The organism is Streptomyces sp. NPDC014894 (assembly GCF_043080985.1).
GTDB lineage: Bacteria > Actinomycetota > Actinomycetes > Streptomycetales > Streptomycetaceae > Streptomyces.
The window spans coordinates 54855-75274 of record NZ_JBIBWD010000012.1 but is presented as its reverse complement, the minus strand read 5'-3'; the positions used below and the strand labels follow the sequence as shown (position 1 = coordinate 75274).

Below are 20420 nucleotides of genomic sequence, written 5' to 3'. Positions count from 1 at the left end.
CAGTCGCCATCGGAGGGGGAGTCGTGAACCGACGCCGCTGTGCCATCGCCGCGATCACCGCGGTCTGCGCCCTGACCGTGCTCGTCGCACCGGGCGCCGCGTTCGCGGCGCCGCTCGCCCCGGCGGCGCCCTCGGCGGGTCCGCTCCCCCGCGCCCCTGAGCCGCCGGACCGCGGCCGGGAGGGCGGCGACAGATCGCTGGAGGAGGTGCGGATGGAGATAGAGGGCCTCTATCACCAGGCGGTGTCCGCGACCGACGCGTACAACCTCGCCAAGGAGGAGGCCGAGCGCCAGTCCGGCGAGATCGCCCGGCTCGCGCAGCGCATCGACAAGGGCGAGGACCGCATCAAGGAGCTGAAGGACCGCGCCGGAGCCACAGCCCGCGCCCAGTACCAGGGCGGCGGTCTGCCCGCCGAGGCCCAGCTGATGCTCACCGACGATCCCCGTCTCTTCCTCGACGGCGTCGACCGCGTCAAGCAGGGCATGAAGGCCACCAGGGATCTTCTGAGAGAGCTGGACCGCGCCCAGGCCGATCTCCGGGCGTACGCCCGGGACGCCGGAGCGCAGTGGCAGACCCTGGAGAGCAACCGCCTCCGGCAGAACGAGGCCAAGAAGAAGATCACCGAAAAGATCACCGCCGCGGAGAAGCTGGAGAAGCGCCTCGCGAAGAAGGAGCGCGCCCGGCTGCTGGAGCTGGAGCGCGAGGCGGCGGCGAAGGCCCAGGCCGAATGGCTGGAGTCCCGCGACCGCCGGCGCGCGGACGACGCGCGGACGGACGCCTCACCGGACGGCGGCGCCGGCGGCCGGGACGGCAAGGCGACCGCCGGGGGCGCGAAGGCGGTCGAGTTCGCCTCGGCGCAGCTGGGCAAGCCGTACTCATGGGGCGCCGAGGGCCCCGGCTCCTACGACTGCTCCGGACTGACCTCACAGGCCTGGGCCGCCGCCGGACGGAACATCCCGCGCACCTCGCAGGAGCAGTGGCGGCAGCTGCCCAGGGTCGCGGTCGGGGATCTGCGCCCCGGCGATCTGATCATCTACCACGCGGACGCGAGCCATGTCGGGCTGTACATAGGCGACGGATCGATCGTGCACGCCCCCCGGCCGGGGCGGGACGTCACCGTGGCCGGAGCCGGCTCGATGAAGATCCTCGGAGTGGTGCGCCCCGACCGGTGACGGGCCCGGCGGACCGGCTGCGACCGGGGTGACCTGCGCCGCACGGCGGGCGCACACCGTACGGAGAGGGCGACCCACCGTGCCCGCAGGGGTGAGAGGCCCTGCCCGGAGGGGTGATGTTCGTCATGACAGACCCGCCAACTGACCGCCCATGCCCGGCATATGGCGTCTGTGACCTGTCTCCTCATTCCGCTGCCCCGGGGGCTGACGCTAAGGTCCCCGTCTGGCGGGGTGTCGTTCGGCGTCCCGTCGCGCCCTCGGGGGGAGGGAAGGAACCCGGATCAATGGCCGTACCCGTACCGCGTCAGCGCACCGCCCCCGCCGCGGAGACCGCAGAAGGCGGCGCCGTCAGCGGTGATCTCGTCCTGCTGGTGATCGAGGACGACCCGGCGGGCGCCTTCTCCGTCCCCGAGCTGCCCGACACCGCGGGTCCCCGGGTCCGGGTGCGCAGCGCCCGCAATCTCACCGAGGCCGAGCGGCTGCTCACCGACGACGTCCACTGCGTGCTGGTGGATCTGGCGCTGCCCGGCGGCCCGGCGGACGACGAGGAGCTGGGCGCGCTCCGCCAGGTGCTGCGCCTCGCGCCCCGGCAGGCCGTGCTGGCGCTGACCACCTCCGCCGACGCGGAGCGCGCCGCCGACGCCGTCCGGCTGGGGGCCCAGGACCATCTCTTCCGCGACGAGCTGGACGGCCGGCTGCTGCACCGCACCGTGCGGTACGCGGTGGAGCGCAAGCGCGCCGACACCGCGCAGATGAAGCTGGCCGAGTCACGGCTGCGCGCCCAGGAGAACGCCCGGCTGGAGCGCGGACTGCTGCCCACTCCCCTGCTCCAGGGCTCGGGGCTGCGGTTCGCCGCCCGCTATCGGCCCGGCCGCTCCCGGGCGCTCCTCGGCGGGGACTTCTACGACACCGTCCGCACCCCGGACGGCACGGTCCACGCGATGATCGGCGATGTCTGCGGCCACGGCCCGGACGAGGCGGCGCTCGGTGTGGAGCTGCGCATAGCGTGGCGGGCGCTGACCTTCGCCGGGCTGTGCGGGGACGAGCTGCTCTCGACGCTCCAGCGGGTGCTGGAGCACGAGCGGGAGAGCGACGAGATCTTCGCGACGCTCTGCACGGTCGACATCGCCCCCGACGGGCGGCGGGCGGGGCTCTGTCTGGCGGGTCACCCCTCGCCGCTGATCACCCGGGGCGGACGGGCCGCGCAGCTGCTGCCGTACGAGAGCGGCGGCCCGGCGCTGGGGCTGCTGCCGCGCGCCCGCTGGCCGCGCCGGCAGGTGGAGCTGGGCGGGGCCTGGAGTCTGATGCTCTACACGGACGGGCTGATCGAGGGACGGTCCGGCCCGGGAGAGAAGGAGCGCCTGGGCGACGAGGGCATGCTGCGGATGATCAATCGCAGACTGTCGGCGGGGCTGGAGGGCGAGGCCCTGCTGGAGTCGGCGGTGTCGGAGGCTCGCGAGCTCAACGGCGGCGAGCTGACGGACGATGTGGCGGTCCTGCTGCTGAGCCGGGGCTGAGCCGGGCCCGGGCGGCCTCCGCGCGCGCCGGTCCGGAGCCGCGGGAGCGCCGGACGCGCCGCTCCGGAAGGCCGCCGACAGGAGCCCCCGGAGTCTCGCCGAGCGGTGCGCCGGACTACCGTCCGCCGTTGTACGGACCGTAGGGGCCGTCGCTGCTGGACCCGCCGCGCCGCCCCCGGCCACCGCCGGAGACCTGCGCCAGGGCGGGCCGTACATCGACGAAGAAGACGATCGACGCGATCAGTCCCGCCAGCGACAGGAACAGTATCGAGACGGTCAGATTCAGCGCGACGGTGACGCCGAGGATGATCAGCCAGAAGCTCTTGGTCTGCTTGTCGGCAGCACGATAGGCGTCCTCGCGGGCGATCGCGGCCATGATCAGCGCGGTCACCGAGGTGACCAGGAAGACCAGATCCACGACCAGCCAGAGAGTCAACTCGAAACTCGTGCGCAACATGCTGAGCACCGCCTAGGCCTAGTGGGTGAGAGAGGGGCCCCGCCGCCACGGTACCCGGAGAACGGACCGGACACTCCCAAAGGCGTCCGGTCCGTTCTCCCGCACGCGCGCCCGGCACCGTCCTCAGGACCGGCCGGGGCCCGCGAGACGGTCTAGGCGACCGGCGGGGTGTTCTTCTTCGGGGCCGCGCGGCGGGCGGCGGGCTTGCGGGCCGCGGGCTTGTCGGCCCCGGAGCCGGCGTCCGTCGCGGCGGCCGCGTCCTTCGGCCGGCGGCCGTTGGCGGACGGGGAGCCGGCGGGCGCGGCCTTCGCCGGAGCGGGCTTGACGGGCTCCGTCCGCACCGACTCCTTCTTCGCCGGCTCGGGCTCGACGGCGACGGCGATCTCGGTGATCTCCTCGGCCGCCTCGCCGCGCCAGGTCCTGACCGTCTGCTCGCCGTGCTCGGCGACCTTCTCGTAGGTCTCCCGGGCCTTGACCGCGTACTCGGCGGCGACGCCGACTCCGCGCAGGGCGAAGTCCTGAGCGGTCTCGCCCAGCTTCTTCAGATCGGCGTCGAATCCGCCGAAGACCTCGTTGACCTTGGCCTGCACGGTGGCCTGGGCCTCCTTGGCCTGGCTGCTCACCCGGGACTGCACGACCTTCGGATCGGCGTTCCGCACGGCCTCGATCCGGCCGGGTGCCTCGGCCGCGAGCTGTTCGAGCAGCGCGGGCACCTTCCGGGCCTGCTGGACGGCGAGGTCGGCCGTGCCGGCGGCGAAGTAGAGGGGGGTGGGGTCGGTGAACGTCTTGCGGAGGTCATCGGTGATGGCCATGGCTGTGGTCCTCCTGGAAAGCAGTTCAGTGTGAGGGTTGGCCGGCGTCACTGCCGTCGCCCTTGCGGGGGCCCTCGGCAGCGGCGCCCTGGGCCGTGCCGGAGCCCTTGTCCGCCACGGGCTCCGCATCCGGAGCCGAAGCCGGTCCCGGCTCCGATCCCGGATCCGGTTCCGTTCGTCCGCTCGCGTCGGGGTCGTCCGACCCCGTCGCGGTCTCGAATCCGTTCTCCTTGCGGAAGGACTCGTAGATCTGGAGCAGAACGGCCTTCTGCCGCTCATTGATCGAAGGGTCCGCGATGATGACGGCCCGCGTCTCCAGCTCGTCCCGGTCCCGCTCGTCGAGGATCCCGGCCCGCACGTACAGCGTCTCGGCGGAGATCCGCAGCGCCTTGGCGACCTGCTGCAACACCTCCGCGCTCGGCTTGCGCAGCCCGCGCTCGATCTGACTGAGATACGGATTGGACACCCCGGCGGCCTCGGCGAGCTGCCGCAGCGAGAGCTGGGCGGTGCGCCGCTGCTCGCGGAGGTACTCACCGAGATTGCCGACGTTGAGTGATGCCATGACCCGATGGTGCCCCACCCTTGCTAACTATTGCAAGCAGATGCTTGCAATAGTGTGTCGCGCCACATGAGACTGTGCAGGCCAACTGGCCAGTTTCACGCCACTCGGCCTGTGTGTTCAGGGTTTCTGGCCGAGGTTTCAAGCTTCGTGGCCAGCGCGGCGGGCCGCGTGGGAGGTTTCAGCCGGCTGGAGGCCGCTCGGACTGGCTGTCGGGGCAACGGAGGTTGAGGAACATCGGAACGAAAACCGGCGCTAAGCCCTCCGTGCTCTCCGGAGCCCTTTGACCTGCGGTTCCGTGGTGGTTGAACCTTCGGCAGTCGTGTTGATCAACTGCCTGGAGGTCCGGGGTGCCGGTCGAGTTTCTGACGGCTCGGCCGACTGCGGGCCGCCCGCCCGGCGGCCCTCCGCTTCGCCGGGCCCCGCCCGCACCCCGGGCGGCAGCGGCGCGAGGTCCTGGGACACCCTTCCGTCCCGGCTGTGATTCACGTCACTGCCGGCGGCTCGGTGCAGCACTCGGCCCCGTTCCGCCGTCATGGGGGCAGTGATCGGGACGGGACGAGGAGAGGAGGTCGGCGGGTGAGGTTTCGCAGGAGCGGTCCGGGCATCGGATTCACGGAGTTCGTCGCACAGCGGTCGGGAGCGTTGTTCCGCACCGCGTATGCGCTGACCGGTGACGTGCACGTGGCCGAGGATCTGGTGCAGGAGGCGCTGGAGCGGGCGTGCCGACAGTGGCGGAAGGTCGCGGTGGCGGACTCGCCGGAGGCGTACGTGCGCAAAGTGCTGGTCAACCTGGCCAACGACCGCTGGCGGCGGCTGTCGCGCCGGGGCGAGCGCCCCGGGCTGTCGGGGGTGCCCGAGACGGCCGACCCCCGGGACCGGTTCGGGCAGGTGGATCTGCGCGCGGAACTGATCGAGGCACTGCTCGGGCTGCCGATGGGCATGCGCAGCGTGGTGGTCCTGTACTACCTGCACGATCTGGACGCCCGGCAGGTCGCCGACGTCCTGGACATCTCTTCGAGTGCGGTGAGGTCCCAGCTCGCCCGCGGCCTGGCCAAGCTGCGCGATTCCGTATCGGGCGCCCAGGCGCCGCACACGCCGTCGGCCGCTTTCGGAGGTACGAAGTGAGGAACACGTCGTCCGGACCGGCCCCGTTCCAGCCGGGCCTCGAAGCCGAGCTGCGTGCCGCGGTGGCCTCCTTCGCCGACGGGCCGACGGCGCCGGTCGTCGACGCGGCCGCGATCGAGCGAACCGTCAGCCGCAGCCGCACCCGCCGGGCGCTCCTCGGCACCGCTGCGGCGTGCTGCGTGCTGGCGTGCGCCACGGTGGGGTTCTTCGCGCTGAAGCCCGTGCCGCCCGCGCCCGGCGCCTCCCCGTCCCTGTCCCCACCGGCGAACGGGGCGTGCACCCCGCTCGCCACCGGCACCCCCAAGAGCGGAAGCGCCGATCCGACTCCGACACAGGAGCAGGAGCAGACCGCGGGAGCGGGCATCGCGCTGCCGGACCTGGCCGGCATGCCGGTCGAACAGGCCGGAAGCCTGCTGCGCGGACTCGGACTGAGCTGCACGATCATGCGGCACACGGACTGGAACGCTCCCGCCGGGCAGGTGATCAGCAGTCAGCCCCGGGGCGGCGCAGAACCGGTGGCACCGGGCTCGTCCGTCCTCCTGCTGGTCTCGACGGGCAAACCCGGCGGAACCTGAGCGACCGGGCCCTTCGGCCCGCGCACCGGCCGAGTGGCCCAGGGGCCGGTGCCGGGCAGTCCGTCGACCGCGGCGCACCGGCTGGACGCCCGCCCCTCCGGGCCGCTGCTGGACTTTTCCTGGACACGCGGGCCTGGACGACCGGGGAGGGCCTCGTGGTCGAGGAACTCCTGCAGCACCGCATCGACACGGCGACGCACGTCCCGCAGGTCCAGGTGGTCAGGGGGCAACCGCACGACGTTCACGCTCCTCCGGCCGGCCCGTGGCCCGTCACCGGGTAGCCGGTGTCGGCGTGAAGGGCGGTGCACCGCGGGCCCCGAAGACCGAGCTGGTCCGTCATGGGGCGGGACCAGGCCGCCCTCGCCTCCAGGGCCGCCATCACATGCGGCCGCCACCCGGCCACCACGCTGTACCGCCACCCGGCGGACAACGCCACTGGGCGGAACCGGGCCGCAGCGGCTGGACCCAAGATCAGCTCGCGGAACGGCTGGAGTCCGGGATCCCGGGGTTCGCGGGCAGGCAGGGGCGCGGGGGCGTGGGCGGCGCGATCTCGGGTTCCGACGAGGGCAGGTCCGCAGTCGGGGGAGTCGGTCGACGACCATCGTGGCGGCCCGACGTGCCGTCGCGGCCGGTCGCCCGAGGTGGTGCGGCCGGAGCGGCGCCGGGGGCTGCCGCGGCACCAGGAGCAGTGCGCACCGACTAGCCGTGGAAAGTCGTGACCGCTTCGAGCGCAGCCCTCTCGGTCCTGACGTGGTTGACGGGCGCCGCTCCGTCGGCGTAGCCGAAGGAGATGCCCACGAGCAGCCGCCCTTCGCCGACCGCGAGTTCGGCGCGGACCGTGTCGGCGTAGAAGCTCAGCAGCCCTTGTGGACAACTCGCCACGCCGTAGGCGGTCATCGCCAGGAGCAGGGTCTGCATATAGGCGCCGACGTCAGCGGCCGACCGGGCCCCGCCGTCCCCGGTGACGAACAGGAACGCGGCGTGCGGCGCGCCGTAGAAGCGCAGGCTTTCCGCGTCGTAGGCCGCCCGCGCCTCGTGATCGTCGGCTTCGATGCCCAGCGCTCCGTACAGCTGGGCGCCGAACGCCGACCGACGCGCCTGGAGCACCGGCGAGTACAGGCCCTCGGGATACGGGAAGTCGACCGAGACGCGCTTCTCGGCGTGGGCGACCCGCAAGGCGTCGGCCAGGCGTTCGCGCGTGGCGCCGCTCGCCACCTCCACCCGCCAGGGCTGTGCGTTGGAGTTGGACGGCGCGGCGCCGGCCAGCGAGAAGATCGCACGAATCGTGTCCTCGGGGAGGGCTTCCGGACGGAACGCGCGGGTCGAGCGACGGCCGCGTATCAGCTTCTCCGCACAGTCGCTCGGCTCGGTGGGGACCAACAGGCTCACGAAGGACTCCTCGACGGCAATCAATGTAAACGCAATCGTTTACATTGCGGGAACCTAGCAGGCATCCCCTCTCGAAGTAAACGCTTCCGTATGCTTGACGCATGAGTGCGACGACTACGGAATCCGCGAGGGGGCGGGGACGGGGCGGACGGGAGCGCATCCTGGCCGCCGCCGCCCAGCTGTTCGCGACCCACGGCATCAACGCGACCGGCATGGAGCAGGTCGCGGAGGCGGCGCCCGTGTCCAAACGGACGCTCTACGCGCATTTCCGGACCAAGAGCGACCTGGTGATCGCCCACCTCCAGGACCTCACCGCGTCGGGTGCCACGCTGGAAGACGTGCTGAACCGCGAGGACATGCCCCCGCTGGAGCGGATCCTCGGGCTGTTCGACCCCGTGCCGGACGCGATACCGGTACGGGGATGCCCGTTCATCGACGCCGCAGCGGAGTTCCCCGACCCCGAGAGCGCGGTCCACTCCTACGCCCGCGAACAGAAACTGCGGATGGTACGGCTGGTCACCGCGCTGGTGACGGAGCTGGGCTGCGACGAACCCGCCGCGCTCGCCGAACAACTGGTCACCCTCGCGGACGGGGCGGCCAGTCGCGCCATGGTGCTCGGCGAGGCGGACTACGGCCGACACGCGCGGACGGCGGCGAAGACCCTGCTCGCGCACGCCCTGCCGAGCACGCCTCGACGCGGAGGAGCCGACACGGCCGGAGGCGACGTGGACTTCTGAGTGCGAGACGGTTCCGCCCCGGGCCCGCGTGCCTTCGATCCAGCCGGCGCCGACGTACGTCAATTCGCCGAAGCTCGCAGGAAGCGCGACCCGACGGTTCCGACGTGCTCGTCCCAGCAGGTCGAAACCGCCAGGTCGCCTCACCGCACCGGTTCCCACCGCCGTGTCCCGGCTCAACACCCGACCGGCCCGGCAGATGCCGCGCGCCGAGGGGAGGCGCGGGGCCGTCGCCGCTTGGGGAGGCCGGGGCGCGATCGGAATCGGGGGCGGCGGCGGGGGTGTCAGCGGCGGGGTTCCCAGCGGAAGAGGCGGGAGGCCAGGACGACGGCCACGGCGACCCAGCCCAGGGTGGGGAGCAGGAGAAGCAGGGAGTCGGCGACGGGAACGCCGCCGTTCCAGGCGTTGAGGACCAGTTCGGTGGCCGCGCCACCGGGGAGCAGCCGCTTGAGCAGGGTCAGCTCCTCGGTGCCGGAGATCCCCACCCAGGTCGCGACGGCGATGGCGCCGAGGCTGACGGGCAGCGTGGTCACCTGGGCGTGTTCGGGGGAGTTCGTCAGACCCGCCGTGGCCAGCCCCAGGCCGAGCATCATGATCACCGTGGCGAGGACCGCCGCCGCGAGGAGAAGGACGTTGGCCGGCCCGCCGGCGACCACGGCCAGCGCGGTGAGGATGGCGATCACCTGGACCACCGCGAGGACGGTGACCGGGAGCATCAGCCCGGAGAGGATGCCGGCGTCGCTCGCCGGGGTGGAGCGCAGCCGCTTGAGGAAGAGGTTCTGGCGGCGCGAGGCGAGGGTGGTGACGGTGGTGGTGTAGAGCCCGAAGGCGCCCACGGTGAACGTCACCACCGCCGCGATGTATCCGAGGCTGCCCAGGGTCGCGAAGGCTTCGTGCTGGTAGATGAAGTACGCGCTGACGGCCGCGGGCATCAGGATGCTGGTGACCAGAACCAGCCGGTTCCGGAAGATCTGGATCAGCTCGCCGAGAGCGATGGAGAGCATGGCGAAGGTCCTTTCGGGGACGTTCCGGAAGCGTCCGGGAGGGGTGGAGGGGACGGGCGCCCCGAGCGCCGGGGCCGGCCCGAGGGGCGACGCGCGCGGGCGTCCGGGGGAGCCGGAGGAAGGGCCCTAGCCGTCGCCGAGGGAGCGGAAGACATCGTCGAGCCGGGTCGGCCCGGCGTGGAGTTCTCCCAGCTCGATCCCGTTGGCGTGGGCCCAGTCGAGCAGGGTGTGCAGGTCCTTCTGCAGGCCGAAGGTCTCGACGAGGAACCTCCCGTCGCTCTCCCGCGCGGCGGGCAGCGGCAGCGTCGGCACCGGCACCGGCACCGGCGACGACGACGCGGCGGCCAGGAGGGAGAAGCGGATGACGGCGGGCAGGGTCCGCGTCAGCTCGGCGACGGTCCCTTCCCGGTGGAGCACGCCCTGGTGCATGAGCCCGATGCGATCGGCGCGCTGCTGGGCCTCTTCCAGATAGTGCGTGGTCAGCACGATGGTGGACCCGTCCTCGCGGAGTCTGTCCACGGCGTCCCAGAGCGCGTCCCGGGACTGGATGTCCAGGCCGGTGGTGGGTTCGTCCAGGAAGATCAGCTCAGGCTGTCCGTACACGGCGGTGGCGAAGTCCAGCCGCCGCTTCTCGCCGCCGGAGAGCTGGGACACCAGGGTGCCGGCCTTCTCCGTGAGATCGACGAGGCTGAGCACCCGCTCGACCCGGTCGGCGCGCAGGGAGAGCTTGCCGATCAGCCGGACCGATTCCCGCACCGTCAGGTCCGGGGAGAACCCGCTCTCCTGGAGCATGATGCCCATCCGGGGCCGCACGGCGCGCCGGTCCCGCGGGTTCCGCCCGAAGACCCGCACGGTGCCCGAGTCGGCCGTACGGTGTCCCTCGACGGTCTCCAGGGCCGAGGTCTTGCCGGCGCCGTTGGTGCCGAGCAGCGCGTACAGCTCCCCCTTCGCCACCTGGAAGGACAGATCCTTCACGGCGTGGAAGTCGCCGTAGCTGAGGTTCAGACGTTCAACGTCGATGACGGGGTTCGAGGTCATGCACCGATCACATCGTCCGTCGCGTCCGTCCGGCAGTGGCGTGGTGTCATCACTTCGCCATGACATTCGTCGGGAGAGGAGCCCCGGGGCGGCCCGGGAAACGGCCGTCGTATGACGCGGAGCGCCTCGGTCTCTACCCTGGCTGAATGGAGCCCTGGTCCGAGAACAGTCAGGGGCCGACCGGAATCACCGCGACCCCCGCCGCGCCGAGCGCTCCGCCGGCCCCCGCGCGGCGGCCGGGAGACGGCCGATGAGCCCCGCCCCGCCGACCGCGTACGAGATGCCCGAGGACATCAGGACGACGGAGGAACGGCTGCGCAGACTCAACCTCACCATGATCGTCCCGCCGCTCGCGGCGGTCGGGGCGCTGCTGGTGGCGGTCGACGCGCGGACCTGGTGGGAAGCCGTCGTGCTGGCCGTGGGCGTACTGGCGGCCCTGGTGGTCGTCGAGCGGTGGACCGCGGGCGACACCTCCAGGGTGGCGCTCCCCTGCCTGATCGTCACCGCGGCCGTGTGGCCGTTCGGCGTGCTGGTGGCCGACAGTCACACCGCGTACTACGGCATCACGATCGTGGGCCCCTATCTCGTCCCCCGGCTGACCCGCCACCGGCGCGCGGCGGCTCTGGGGCTCACCGCGTTCGTCGGCGCGGTGGGCGCGGCGAAGCTGCTGGAGTCCCCGGACGATGTGCCCGGCGTGCTGATCCAGTACGTCTTCATCCCGGCGGGCATCACCGTGGTGGCGACCGGGCTGATGTTCGCCAACCGGCTGTTCTACGCGTTCATGGAGCAGGCGCGGGAACGCGAGGCGGAGCTGGCCGTCGTCCGGGAGCGGATCCGGTTCGCCGGGGATCTGCACGACATCCAGGGGCACACCCTGCATGTGGTGAAACTGAAGATCATGCTGGCCGAGAAGCTGATGCGCACCGATGTGGAGCGCGCGGAGCGGGAGCTGCGGGAGGTGTACGCCCTGGTCGGCGACACCATCACGGAGACCAGGGAGCTGGCCCACGCGCAGCGGCGGCTCAATCTCGCCGTGGAGCTGGAGAACGCGAGGAACCTCTTCGAGGCCGCGGGGATCCGTGTACGCGTCAACCGCGAGTCCGGGACGGGCGCCGGTGCCGGTGCCGGTGCCGGTGCCGACGAGAGGGTCAAGGCGCTGCTCGGCCAGGTCCTGCGCGAGACGACGACCAACATCCTGCGCCACGCGCGGGCCACGCGGGTGCGGATCACGCTCTCGGACTCGGGCATCTCCATCGTCAACGACGGCGCGCCCGAGACTCCCCTTCCGGCGCTCGGCGGGCTGGCGGCCCTCGGGGAGCGGGTGGGCGACGAGGGGGGCGAGCTGACCGTGGAGCAGCGGGACGGGCGCTTTCTCACGGCCGCGTCCTTCCCCGGCCCGCGCGACGCCACGACGCCGCGCCCGCCGGAGGCCCGCCCGGCGGAACCTCGTTCACCGAAGGCCCGCCCGGCGGAATCTCGTTCACCGGAACCCCGCCCGGCGGAACCCCGTTCACCGGAGACCCGCCCGGCGGCCCGCCCCTCGGCGGAGCCCGGCCCGGCGGAGGCCCCCGCGAAGGAGGCCCCCTCGCCCGGACCCCGCTCGCCAGGGCCCCGCCCGGGGACCGCGCCCCGCCCCCTGAGCGCGGCCTCCGCGAGATCGCGTTCCGCCGCACGGGAGGACGGCCCATGACCACCGTGGTGCTCGCCGACGACGAGGCGCTGCTCCGTAAGGCGCTGGCGTCCCTGCTGACCCTGGAGGGCGAGATCACCGTGCTCGCCGAGGCGCACGACGGCGAGTCGGCCGTCCGGGCGACCCTGCGGCACCGGCCCGACGTGCTCGTCATCGATCTGGAGATGCCCGGGGTGGACGGGCTCGGCGCCGTCGCGGAGATCCGCCGTACCCGCCCTGACCAGGTGGTCCTGATGCTGACCCGGCACGCCAGGCCCGGAGTGCTCCGCAAGGCGCTGAAACTCGGCGTCCAGGGATTCGTCACCAAGTCGGCGGAGCCGTCGCACATCACCTGGGTGATCAACACCCTCCACGAGGGCAGGCGCTGGATCGACCCGGACGTCTCCGCGCTCGCGGTCGTCGACGACTGCCCGCTCACCGACCGCGAGATCGACGTCCTGCGCGTCACCGGCGACGGGTACTCCGCCGCCGAGATCGCCGCCCGCCTCCGGCTGGCGGAGGGCACCGTACGCAACTATCTCTCGCACGCCATGCGGAAAACCCAGACCCGGACCCGGCACGAGGCCGCGCGCTACGCACGCGAACACGACTGGCTGTAGCGGGGTACGGGCCCGAAGGCGGCGGCGCGGGTCCCGGCGCGGCCAGTCGGTCAGCCGGCCGTTCGGTCAGCCGGTCAGCGCCAGTCGCCGATCACCCAGGCCACCAGACGGGGGCGGGGCGTCCACAGGTCGCACGCGACGACCGCGTCGGCGGGGATGATCTCGTAGTCGGCGATGGTCGTGACCTGCACCGCCATCCGGGAGAAGTCGTCGGTGACATCGCCGGGTTCCGCGATCGTCACCGGCCGCGCGGCCGCGGTCGGCGGCCCGGAGGGCTCACAGCCGACCTGGTGAAGGGGCTGGCCGAGAAACCAGCCGCCGACGAAGACGGCGTACAGGACGGCGGTCACGCCTAACCGGCGCGGGGTTATCCACGTGGGCACGGTCGAAGTCTTCCAGGAGAGCGCGCCGGGTCCGGCATCGCGCGCGTGATACCCGGACCGCTCCCGGTCAGCCTCTGGCGATGATGCAGAAGGGGTGCCCGGCCGGATCGGTGAGGACCCGCCAGCGGTCCTCGTTCGGCTGGTGGTCCGGTCTGCCCGCGCCCAGCTCCAGCAGCCGGGCCTCGGCCTCGTCGAGGTCCGCGCCCACGACGTCGAAGCAGAGGTGGAGCTGCTGGGGAACGTCCGGGTCGGGCCAGGTCGGCGGCCGGTGGCCGGCGACTCGCTGAAAGCCGATGTAGAAGCCGTCCGAACGGCGGAGTCCGGCGAATTCGGCGGTCGACTTCGGATCGGGCTCCAGCCCGGTGGCCCGCTGGTAGAACGCGGCCAGGGCCGTCGGATCGGGGCAGTCGAGGTTTACCGCGCTCAGGGTCATCCGCAGGGACATGGAGCCTCCAACCGGTCGGCGGACCTGTGTGACGACCACCCTAGGGCCGGCTTCCGACATCCGAAGAACCGGCCGGAATCGAGGGGGGCCGGGGCAGGGACGGGGATACGGTCGGCGGTCATGACCACTTCCGAAGCCGATCATGTGAACGCCACCCGGGCGGCCTACGACACCGTCGCCGTGGACTACGAGCGGCTCGCCCGGGGCGAGTTGGACGACAAGCCGCTGGACCGGGCGATGCTCACCGCGTTCTCCGAACTCGTCCGGACGCCGGGGGCCGGACCGGTCGCCGATGTCGGCTGCGGCGCCGGGCGCGTCACCGCCCTTCTGCGGGCGCTCGGCGTGGACGCGTTCGGCGTCGATCTGTCGCCCGGGATGGTGGAGGTCGCCCGCCGGACGCACCCGGGGATCCGGTTCGAGGAGGGCTCGATGACCGGACTCGATCTGGAGGCGGGCTCCCTCGGCGGGATCGTCGCCTGGTACGCCACCGTCCACACCCCGCCGGAGCTGCTGCCGGGCGTGTTCGCCGAGTTCCACCGGGTGCTGGCCCCGGGCGGGCGGCTGCTCCTGGCGTTCAAGGCCGGGGATCTGCACCGGCGGCTGGACCGGGCGTACGGGCATGAACTCTCGCTCGACGTCTACTGGACGGATCCCGGCCGCGTCGCCGAGCTGCTGCGCGGGGCGGGCCTGGTGCTGACCGCCCGGACGGTCCGCGAGCCGTACGAGAGCGAGAGGGCCACGCAGGGCAGGCAGGCGTTCCTCCTCGCCCGCAGACCCGAGGAGGCGGCGCGGGGGTGATGCGCGCGGCCGAGGGCATGGCCCGCCGAGCCGCGGGAAGGGGCCGCGGGAGCGACGGTCTCACCCGGATCACCGAGATCCTGAGCCGTCGCTGACGTCTCGTCAATCCCACGCGGAGCAAGGCCGGAAGGCCGTCGGGTCGAGAATCAGCCGATGATCATTAACCTGTTGTCAGGCGCTTTACTTGCCCTTGACCCGATGGGAAGCTGACGGAACTTCAGCCCCAGTGGCAACACCCTCAACTCACCCGTCTCGACGGGCGGTTGGCGCTGGGCTGATCCGGACACCCTGGGATTCTCAGAATCGGAGAGCTAATGAAGCGTCGCGTACGCAGTGCGGGGTTGGCGGTCTCGGTGGCCACGGGCATCGCCCTGGCGATGTCGGGCGGTACCGCGCACGCTCAGGAGCAGGAGCCCCGCGCAGGCGCCCTGTCCGGCGGACTCATCAACATCAACGGGCCGCTGATCTCCACCGGTGACATCGATCTCCTCGAGGACGTCTTCGAGCACATCAGCATTCCGATCTTCGGCCAGGCCGTGCACCAGATGTACGACTGGGCCCGGTTCGACGGGACCCTGTTCAAGAAGTAGTGCGGGAGCCCCCGGCTCCCCGAGGTACGGGTCCGCCCGGCCGGCCGCGCCCCCGCGCGGCCCCCGGCGCCGGGCGGCCCCGGCGGCACAGTGCCCCGGCCCGACGGGCCGGGGCACTGCCGTGTGCGACCCGGGCGCTTCCGTGCGCGGGTGTGACCGATGAGGCCCGAAGGACCTAGCGGACGTCGATGGCGTCGGCGCCGGAGTCCACGGCCTGGGTGGTGTTGGTGCCGGCGAAGCTGTAGCGGTAGTCGCCGTCGACGGTCGCCTTCACCGTGGTCTTCAGATTGCCCTTCTTGTCCGTCTTCACGGTCTTGAGGGTCGAGTAGGTCTTGGCGCCCTTCTTGCGGAACTGGAGCTTCACCGGCTGGACGGTGTAGCCCGCGTACTTCTCCGTCTCCCAGTTGATCCGGGTCAGGGCGCCGGTGACGGTGAGGGTCTTGCCCTTCTTCACGGGCTCGGGCGTGGCGTTCACGGTGAGCTTGGCCGCGCGCAGGATGTTGAAGGACTTCACGTTGTCCCGCATGGTGAAGTCGCCGTCGTTGCCGAACGCGGTGGCGTCGACCTTCCAGTTGGTGCCCAGCGAGTTCTTGCTGAGATTCCACCAGGGCTCGATGACGAAGGTCAGCGTGCAGGTCGGCGTGGTGCCCTTGCCGCACTTGGCGGAGTCCTCCACGGCGCCGATGAAGCCGTCGGTGTTGGCTTCCGTGCCGTGCCAGAGGAAGGCGTCCGCGCTCTCGATGCCGGACTTGTCGCTGGCGGTGAAGGAGACCTTGATCGTCTTGTCGGCGGTCGCGGCCACGACGGGCTTGCCGCCGTTGATCACGACTTTGGAGATCTTGGTGTCGCCGAGCTGGACATCGTTCGCGCCCTTCGCGCCATTGGCGGCGGACGCCGAACGAGCGGCCGCCGCGGAGGGGCTGTCATCTGCCTGAGCGGCGGGAGCGGTCAGAGAAGTGAGCGCCAGAGCGCCGGTTACCACGGCGACAGATGCACGAATGCGCATATTTTTCCCAGTTCAGAGGGGGCTCCGAGACGCGACACACGCGCCCTCTGGGTGCCCGGAGGTCTATGAGTCTGCTGACTCATAACGTCCAGACAGGGGGGATGAGTGAATGGTTGCATCACATTATGAAGATTCTATGAGTGATAACCGGACAGAGGCCCCGGAGGGCAACGGCCGCCGCCCGAAAGCCCTCTTCCATCACCGTGTGATGGGCGGCGGACCGCCCGCCGGACCCGCCTCGGGAGGGAATCCAGACCTGCCCGCAACTCTCTGAACATCAGAGCGAACACTTCCAGCCACGCCAGGGGCTCGCGGCGGCCCGGCGCGAGGTCGACACGCGGGGAATCGGCGCCGGGAAGGCGGTCCGGACGGCCGCCGACGCCGCCGATCCCCGGCCGTATCGGATGATTTGCCGGTTCGGCTCTCCGGGGAACCCGCTCCTCCGGAACCGTGCCGCGCCGACCGGCCGGCCGTCCCGGGCCCGCGAGCGCCGCTTCGGCGTGTCGCCCTCCGGCCCCGCGGACCGATCCCCCGCCATCAGGGAATCTCCGTTCAGAACCGTTGCGTTCGAGAGCACCGCCACGCTCCGGGGCCGGGCTCCGGACGGCACGGCGACCCCGGCACGGGAGGTGCGCAGGGGGTCCGAGGTGGCGTAAAGGGCCTGTTGGAAGCCGTGTGACCGGTGAGTACGATGCGCCGTAGTTGATCAGTCGCAGGGTGTCACCCGGCCCGAAAGAGGCACCGCCGAGAACCATTTCGCACAGCGCGTTCCGCAAATCGTCCTCTCCCGGGGGCAGTCCGGACGCCGCCTCTCCACCACCGGCCTTCACACCAGAGTCCTTCACCGAGCGGCGACGGCCGACCGGCCGAACAACGCCCGACACCCCACGCCCCACCGCCCCGACGCCCCGACGCCCCGGCAGCCGACGACCCGACCGCACGAGAGCGGACCGCACAGCGCCCTCCGCCGGGCGCGCCGGCGGACCGCCGCCCCGAAGAAGGTTCCGCAGAAGGTTCCGAACAAGGTTCCGAAGAAGGTTTCGCAGACCGGACCCGCAGACCGGATCCGGTCCAGCAGAGAGGTGGCCGAAGGTGGGGCCCGAGCTGACCGTTCCGCCGATCTTCTCCCCGATACCCCCCGCCATCCATCCCCGGCACGCCGCCATCGACGCCCAGACCTCCGCCTGGGCCGAGACCATCGGCATCGGCACCGACGAACTCCGCGCCCGGCTCGTCCGCCATGACATAGGCACCTTCTCGGCCATGATCCTCCCCGAGGGCCGCGACGAGGTCGTCTCCCTGCTCTCCGACTTCGTCCTCTGGCTCTTCGGCGTGGACGACGGCTACTGCGAGGAGAGCGACCTCGGGCACCGCCCCGGCGAGCTGATCGCCGTACTGCACCGGCTGCTGCGCATCGCGCAGAACCCCGAGACGCCGCTGCTCGCCCACGACCCGCTCGCCGTCGGACTCCGCGATCTGCGCGCCCGCGTCTCCCGATACGGCACCCACGGCCAGACCGCCCGCTGGGTCGACGCGCTGCGCGAGTACTTCTTCTCCGTCGCGTGGGAGGCCGACCACCGCCGCGCCGGCACCGTGCCCGACCTGAACGACTACACGCTCATGCGGCTCTACGACGGGGCCACCACCGTCGTCCTCCCGCTGCTGGAGATGGCCCACGGCTACGAACTCCAGCCCCATGAGCGCGACAGCCCCGCCACCCGCGCCGCCGCCGAGATGGCGTCCTTCATCATCACCTGGGACAACGACCTCCTGTCCCACCACAAGGAGAGCCGCGGCCCGGGCTACTGGCTCAATGTGATCCGGGTGCTGGAGCACCACCACGGACTGGGCCCGGGCCAGGCGCTCGCCACCGCCGTGGCCCAGCGCGACCGGGTGATGTGCCGGTATCTGCGGCTCAACGACTCGCTCATGGCGACCGCGAGCCCCCAGCTGCGCCGCTATCTCACCAGCCTGGCCCACTTCATCAGAGGCGCGCAGGACTGGGGCATCAGCTCTCTGCGCTACACCACCCCGCACGACCCGGCCCAGCTGCCCAGCTCCTTCAGCGACACGCCCACCGACGACCGGGACGTACCGCTGGACATCCCGGTCGTCGCCTGGTGGTGGGGCCTTCCGCTGGCCGAGGGCGCGCCGGCCGTGCCTCTCCTCCGGGAGGCGGCCCCGGCCTGACCCGCGTACCGACCACCGGCCCCGGTCACCGGCCGAATCCAGGACCGGGGCGGGAGCCGGGACCGGGAGCAGGGCCCGGGCCGGGAGCAGGACCGGGGCGGGAGCCGGGACCGGGACCGGGGCCAGGACCCGGGCCGGGGTCCGTCAGTGCGGCCGGCAGCGGGCGGCGGTGCAGGACGTCCAGACGGGAGACCGCGCGGGTGAGGACCACGTACAGCCGGTGCGGACCGCGCGGTTCGGCGCCCGCGATCGCGGCGGGCTCCACCACGACGACATGCTCGTACTCCAGTCCCTTGGCGAGGGTCGCGGGCAGGACCGTCACCCGGGCCGCCCCGGGCCCGTTCGGCCCGGTGACGTCGGCCGTCCCGATGCCCTCGGCGGCCAGCGCCGTACGCAGCCGGGGCACCTCGGGCCCGTCGGCGACGACCCCGACCGAGCCGTCGCGGGAGAGCGCGGACCGCACCGCGTCGACCGTCGCCGCGACGAGATCGTCCACGCGGCGGATCGTCAGCTCGCCGCCGGCCCTCAGGGACCGGGCCTCGGGCACCTCGACGCCGAGCCCGCCGATCAGCCGGTTGGCCAGCTCGACGATCACGGCCGGCACCCGGAACCCGGTGGTCAGCGGGATCACGGCGGCGTCCTTCCGCCCCAGGTGGGCGAGTTGCTCGGGCCAGCTGCGGGCGGCCCACGGGGTGGTGCCCTGGGCGAGGTCGCCGAGGACGGTCAGCGAGCCGAACCCGGCGCGCCGGGCGATCGCGCGGCACTGCATCGGCGACAGGTCCTGGGCCTCGTCCACCACGACATGGCCGAAGCCCTCCGGCCGTTCGATCAGCCCCGCGATCTCGTCCAGCAGCACCAGATCGGCCGCGCTCCACCGCGCGGCGCGGTACGAGCGCGGCGGCCGGGCCCAGCGGATCGCCTCCCGTTCGCCGGGGCGGAGCGCCTCGTCGGCCGGGTCGGCGAGCAGGGCGGCGAGCACCTCCTCGGGCCGGACGCCGGGCCAGACCGCGTCGACGAAGGCGGCGACCGGACGGGAGCGCCCGATCCGCTGCTCCCAGGCCCCGCCCCTCGGCCCGGCCCGTCGCTCGGCCGTCAGCCGCACCGCCCGGACGGCGCGGCTGCGGACGCGTTCGCGACCGACGGCGTACGGGGGCGTCTCGGCGCGCACCTCGGCGACGACGCGGTCCAGCTCCTCCCGGGGGACCCGCCAGCGGTAGGAGCCGTCGGGGACGGTGATCCCGTCGGCGGGCGGCACCACGCGCGCGTACAGCGCCCGGTGGAGCACCCCGGCCATGCGCGCGTCGTGTTTGACGGCCTCGGCGGCGGGGCTGTCCCGGGCGCGCACCTCGTGGCGGGCGATCTCGTCGTCGACGGTGGACTGCCGGACGCCGCTCTCGCCGAGGGAGGGCAGGACTTCGGCGATGTACGAGAGGAACGCGCGGTTCGGGCCGAGGACCAGCAGTCCGGAGCGCTGGACGCGCCGGGGGTGGGTGTAGAGGAGGTAGGCGGCGCGGTGCAGACCGACGGCGGTCTTCCCGGTGCCGGGCGCGCCCTGGACGCAGAGGGACTGGGCGAGGGGGGAGCGTACGAGGTCGTCCTGTTCGGGCTGGATGGTGGCGGCGATGTCGCGCATGGGGCCGAGGCGCGGGCGCTCGATCTCCTCGGCGACGAGGGTGCCGAGGGTGCCGAGGGCTCCGGCTGACCCCGTGGACCCGGCGGGCCGGGCGGGTCCGGCAGGCTCGGCAGGCTCGGCAGGCTCGGCGGACCCGGCGGGCTCGGCGGACCCGGCGGGCTCGTCCGGCGAGGCGGACCCGGCCGAAGAAGCGGGCCCGTCCCGGAGAGTCGTCCCCGCGCCGCCCAGACGCTCGTCCTCCAGACCCGTGAGATCGGCCGGCTCACCGGAGCCGAAGGGGGCCCAGCCGAAGCGGCGGCGGACCGCGACTCCCTGGGGATCGCGGGCGCTCGCCTGGTAGAAGGCGCGGGCGACAGGGGCGCGCCAGTCGATGACCAGGGGTGGTTTCAGGGGGTTTTCGGCGATTCGGCGGCGGCCGATGTGGTAGCTCTGCGCGCGGTGGTCGCCCGCGCTGTCGTCGTGGGCGAAGTCGAGCCGGCCGAAGAAGAGAGGACCGTCGGGCTCCTCCCGCAATTCCTCGGCGCGGCCGCGAAGATGGCGGCCGAGGACTTCGGCGTCGGCTCCGGACGCGAAGGCGTTCTCCCCGGTGCGGACATCGCGCACGGCGTCCTCCGCCATTCGGGACAGGGCCGCGCGGCAGGCTTCGTGGTGCGCGCGCTCCCGGTTCAGGGCATGGCTCAGATCGGTCATGGCGGCGACGC

At 72.4% G+C, this 20420-nt stretch carries 20 protein-coding genes; 10 read left to right on the top strand and 10 right to left on the bottom strand.

The features are described 5' to 3' along the window. Positions 1-23: 23 nt before the first annotated feature. Both ACF089_RS26835 and ACF089_RS26830 read left to right on the top strand, forming a co-directional pair. A complete protein-coding gene (locus tag ACF089_RS26835) occupies positions 24-1172 on the top strand; it encodes an NlpC/P60 family protein (protein WP_392031506.1) in 1149 nt (382 codons plus the stop codon). 284 nt (positions 1173-1456) lie between these two features. Further along, positions 1457-2689, top strand: coding sequence for a PP2C family protein-serine/threonine phosphatase (locus ACF089_RS26830; RefSeq protein WP_392031503.1), 1233 nt, complete (start codon positions 1457-1459; stop codon positions 2687-2689). Positions 2690-2804: 115 nt separating this feature from the next. Here ACF089_RS26830 and ACF089_RS26825 read toward each other — a convergent pair whose 3' ends face one another. The 3 genes from ACF089_RS26825 to ACF089_RS26815 all read right to left on the bottom strand — a co-directional run bounded on the left by ACF089_RS26825 (position 2805) and on the right by ACF089_RS26815 (position 4520). Then, complete coding sequence (locus tag ACF089_RS26825; protein ID WP_392031500.1) at positions 2805-3146, bottom strand: DUF2516 family protein; 342 nt, start codon at positions 3144-3146, stop codon at positions 2805-2807. Between the two features lie 152 nt (positions 3147-3298). Beyond that, positions 3299-3958, bottom strand: coding sequence for a hypothetical protein (locus ACF089_RS26820; protein WP_392031497.1), 660 nt, complete (start codon positions 3956-3958; stop codon positions 3299-3301). Positions 3959-3983: 25 nt separating this feature from the next. Beyond that, positions 3984-4520 (bottom strand): helix-turn-helix domain-containing protein, encoded by a 537-nt coding sequence (locus ACF089_RS26815; protein ID WP_392031494.1) that lies wholly within the window; start codon positions 4518-4520, stop codon positions 3984-3986. Positions 4521-5123: 603 nt separating this feature from the next. Here ACF089_RS26815 and ACF089_RS26810 point away from each other — a divergent pair. After that, positions 5124-5645 carry a SigE family RNA polymerase sigma factor gene (locus tag ACF089_RS26810; protein WP_366262326.1) on the top strand — a complete coding sequence of 174 codons (522 nt, stop codon included), beginning with the start codon at positions 5124-5126 and terminating at the stop codon, positions 5643-5645. Then, entirely contained in the window at positions 5642-6220 is a 579-nt protein-coding gene (locus tag ACF089_RS26805; RefSeq protein ID WP_392031491.1) for a PASTA domain-containing protein, read from the top strand. Before ACF089_RS26810 ends, ACF089_RS26805 begins: the two co-directional genes overlap by 4 nt. 699 nt (positions 6221-6919) lie before the next feature. Here the strand turns inward: ACF089_RS26805 and ACF089_RS26800 are convergent. Continuing rightward, a complete protein-coding gene (locus ACF089_RS26800; protein ID WP_392031488.1) occupies positions 6920-7609 on the bottom strand; it encodes a nitroreductase in 690 nt (229 codons plus the stop codon). A gap of 101 nt (positions 7610-7710) precedes the next feature. On the opposite strand from ACF089_RS26800, the gene ACF089_RS26795 reads away from it, so the two are divergent. Then, complete coding sequence (locus ACF089_RS26795; protein ID WP_392031485.1) at positions 7711-8346, top strand: TetR/AcrR family transcriptional regulator; 636 nt, start codon at positions 7711-7713, stop codon at positions 8344-8346. A 281-nt stretch (positions 8347-8627) separates the two neighbouring features. Here the strand turns inward: ACF089_RS26795 and ACF089_RS26790 are convergent, their stop codons facing one another. Both ACF089_RS26790 and ACF089_RS26785 read right to left on the bottom strand, forming a co-directional pair. Next, positions 8628-9347, bottom strand: coding sequence for an ABC transporter permease (locus tag ACF089_RS26790; RefSeq protein ID WP_392031482.1), 720 nt, complete (start codon positions 9345-9347; stop codon positions 8628-8630). A 126-nt stretch (positions 9348-9473) separates the two neighbouring features. Then, positions 9474-10385 (bottom strand): ABC transporter ATP-binding protein, encoded by a 912-nt coding sequence (locus tag ACF089_RS26785; protein ID WP_392031479.1) that lies wholly within the window; start codon positions 10383-10385, stop codon positions 9474-9476. Between the two features lie 250 nt (positions 10386-10635). On the opposite strand from ACF089_RS26785, the gene ACF089_RS26780 reads away from it, so the two are divergent. Both ACF089_RS26780 and ACF089_RS26775 read left to right on the top strand, forming a co-directional pair. Beyond that, complete coding sequence (locus ACF089_RS26780) at positions 10636-12075, top strand: histidine kinase (RefSeq protein ID WP_392031476.1); 1440 nt, start codon at positions 10636-10638, stop codon at positions 12073-12075. After that, a complete protein-coding gene (locus tag ACF089_RS26775) occupies positions 12072-12674 on the top strand; it encodes a DNA-binding response regulator (protein WP_392031473.1) in 603 nt (200 codons plus the stop codon). The genes ACF089_RS26780 and ACF089_RS26775 overlap by 4 nt, the downstream gene beginning before the upstream one ends. A gap of 74 nt (positions 12675-12748) precedes the next feature. On the opposite strand, the gene ACF089_RS26770 is transcribed toward ACF089_RS26775, so the two are convergent. Both ACF089_RS26770 and ACF089_RS26765 read right to left on the bottom strand, forming a co-directional pair. After that, entirely contained in the window at positions 12749-13024 is a 276-nt protein-coding gene (locus ACF089_RS26770) for a hypothetical protein (protein WP_392031470.1), read from the bottom strand. Positions 13025-13124: 100 nt separating this feature from the next. Continuing rightward, positions 13125-13502 (bottom strand): VOC family protein, encoded by a 378-nt coding sequence (locus ACF089_RS26765; protein WP_392031467.1) that lies wholly within the window; start codon positions 13500-13502, stop codon positions 13125-13127. A 120-nt stretch (positions 13503-13622) separates the two neighbouring features. Between ACF089_RS26765 and ACF089_RS26760 the strand changes: the two genes are divergently transcribed. Next, entirely contained in the window at positions 13623-14300 is a 678-nt protein-coding gene (locus tag ACF089_RS26760) for a methyltransferase domain-containing protein (protein WP_392031464.1), read from the top strand. A gap of 314 nt (positions 14301-14614) precedes the next feature. Then, entirely contained in the window at positions 14615-14890 is a 276-nt protein-coding gene (locus tag ACF089_RS26755) for a hypothetical protein (protein WP_392031461.1), read from the top strand. A 175-nt stretch (positions 14891-15065) separates the two neighbouring features. Here the strand turns inward: ACF089_RS26755 and ACF089_RS26750 are convergent, their stop codons facing one another. Next, positions 15066-15872: a calcium-binding protein gene (locus ACF089_RS26750; RefSeq protein ID WP_392031458.1), complete on the bottom strand. Its 807-nt coding sequence runs from the start codon at positions 15870-15872 to the stop codon at positions 15066-15068. 1116 nt (positions 15873-16988) lie between these two features. Here ACF089_RS26750 and ACF089_RS26745 point away from each other — a divergent pair. Beyond that, entirely contained in the window at positions 16989-18086 is a 1098-nt protein-coding gene (locus tag ACF089_RS26745; RefSeq protein ID WP_392031455.1) for a selina-4(15),7(11)-diene synthase, read from the top strand. Between the two features lie 25 nt (positions 18087-18111). Here the strand turns inward: ACF089_RS26745 and ACF089_RS26740 are convergent, their stop codons facing one another. Then, entirely contained in the window at positions 18112-20409 is a 2298-nt protein-coding gene (locus tag ACF089_RS26740; RefSeq protein ID WP_392031452.1) for a HelD family protein, read from the bottom strand. Between the last annotated feature and the right edge of the window lie 11 nt (positions 20410-20420).

Bases quoted from the DNA above. Each gene is read 5' to 3' on its own strand.
- ACF089_RS26765 (WP_392031467.1), bottom strand. From the start codon at position 13,502: ATGTCCCTGCGGATGACCCTGAGCGCGGTAAACCTCGACTGCCCCGAT.
- ACF089_RS26795 (WP_392031485.1), top strand. From the start codon at position 7,711: ATGAGTGCGACGACTACGGAATCCGCGAGGGGGCGGGGACGGGGCGGA.
- ACF089_RS26755 (WP_392031461.1), top strand. From the start codon at position 14,615: ATGAAGCGTCGCGTACGCAGTGCGGGGTTGGCGGTCTCGGTGGCCACG.
- ACF089_RS26780 (WP_392031476.1), top strand. From the start codon at position 10,636: ATGAGCCCCGCCCCGCCGACCGCGTACGAGATGCCCGAGGACATCAGG.
- ACF089_RS26815 (WP_392031494.1), bottom strand. From the start codon at position 4,520: ATGGCATCACTCAACGTCGGCAATCTCGGTGAGTACCTCCGCGAGCAG.
- ACF089_RS26775 (WP_392031473.1), top strand. From the start codon at position 12,072: ATGACCACCGTGGTGCTCGCCGACGACGAGGCGCTGCTCCGTAAGGCG.
- ACF089_RS26760 (WP_392031464.1), top strand. From the start codon at position 13,623: ATGACCACTTCCGAAGCCGATCATGTGAACGCCACCCGGGCGGCCTAC.
- ACF089_RS26820 (WP_392031497.1), bottom strand. From the start codon at position 3,958: ATGGCCATCACCGATGACCTCCGCAAGACGTTCACCGACCCCACCCCC.
- ACF089_RS26785 (WP_392031479.1), bottom strand. From the start codon at position 10,385: ATGACCTCGAACCCCGTCATCGACGTTGAACGTCTGAACCTCAGCTAC.
- ACF089_RS26740 (WP_392031452.1), bottom strand. From the start codon at position 20,409: ATGACCGATCTGAGCCATGCCCTGAACCGGGAGCGCGCGCACCACGAA.
- ACF089_RS26790 (WP_392031482.1), bottom strand. From the start codon at position 9,347: ATGCTCTCCATCGCTCTCGGCGAGCTGATCCAGATCTTCCGGAACCGG.
- ACF089_RS26825 (WP_392031500.1), bottom strand. From the start codon at position 3,146: ATGTTGCGCACGAGTTTCGAGTTGACTCTCTGGCTGGTCGTGGATCTG.
- ACF089_RS26830 (WP_392031503.1), top strand. From the start codon at position 1,457: ATGGCCGTACCCGTACCGCGTCAGCGCACCGCCCCCGCCGCGGAGACC.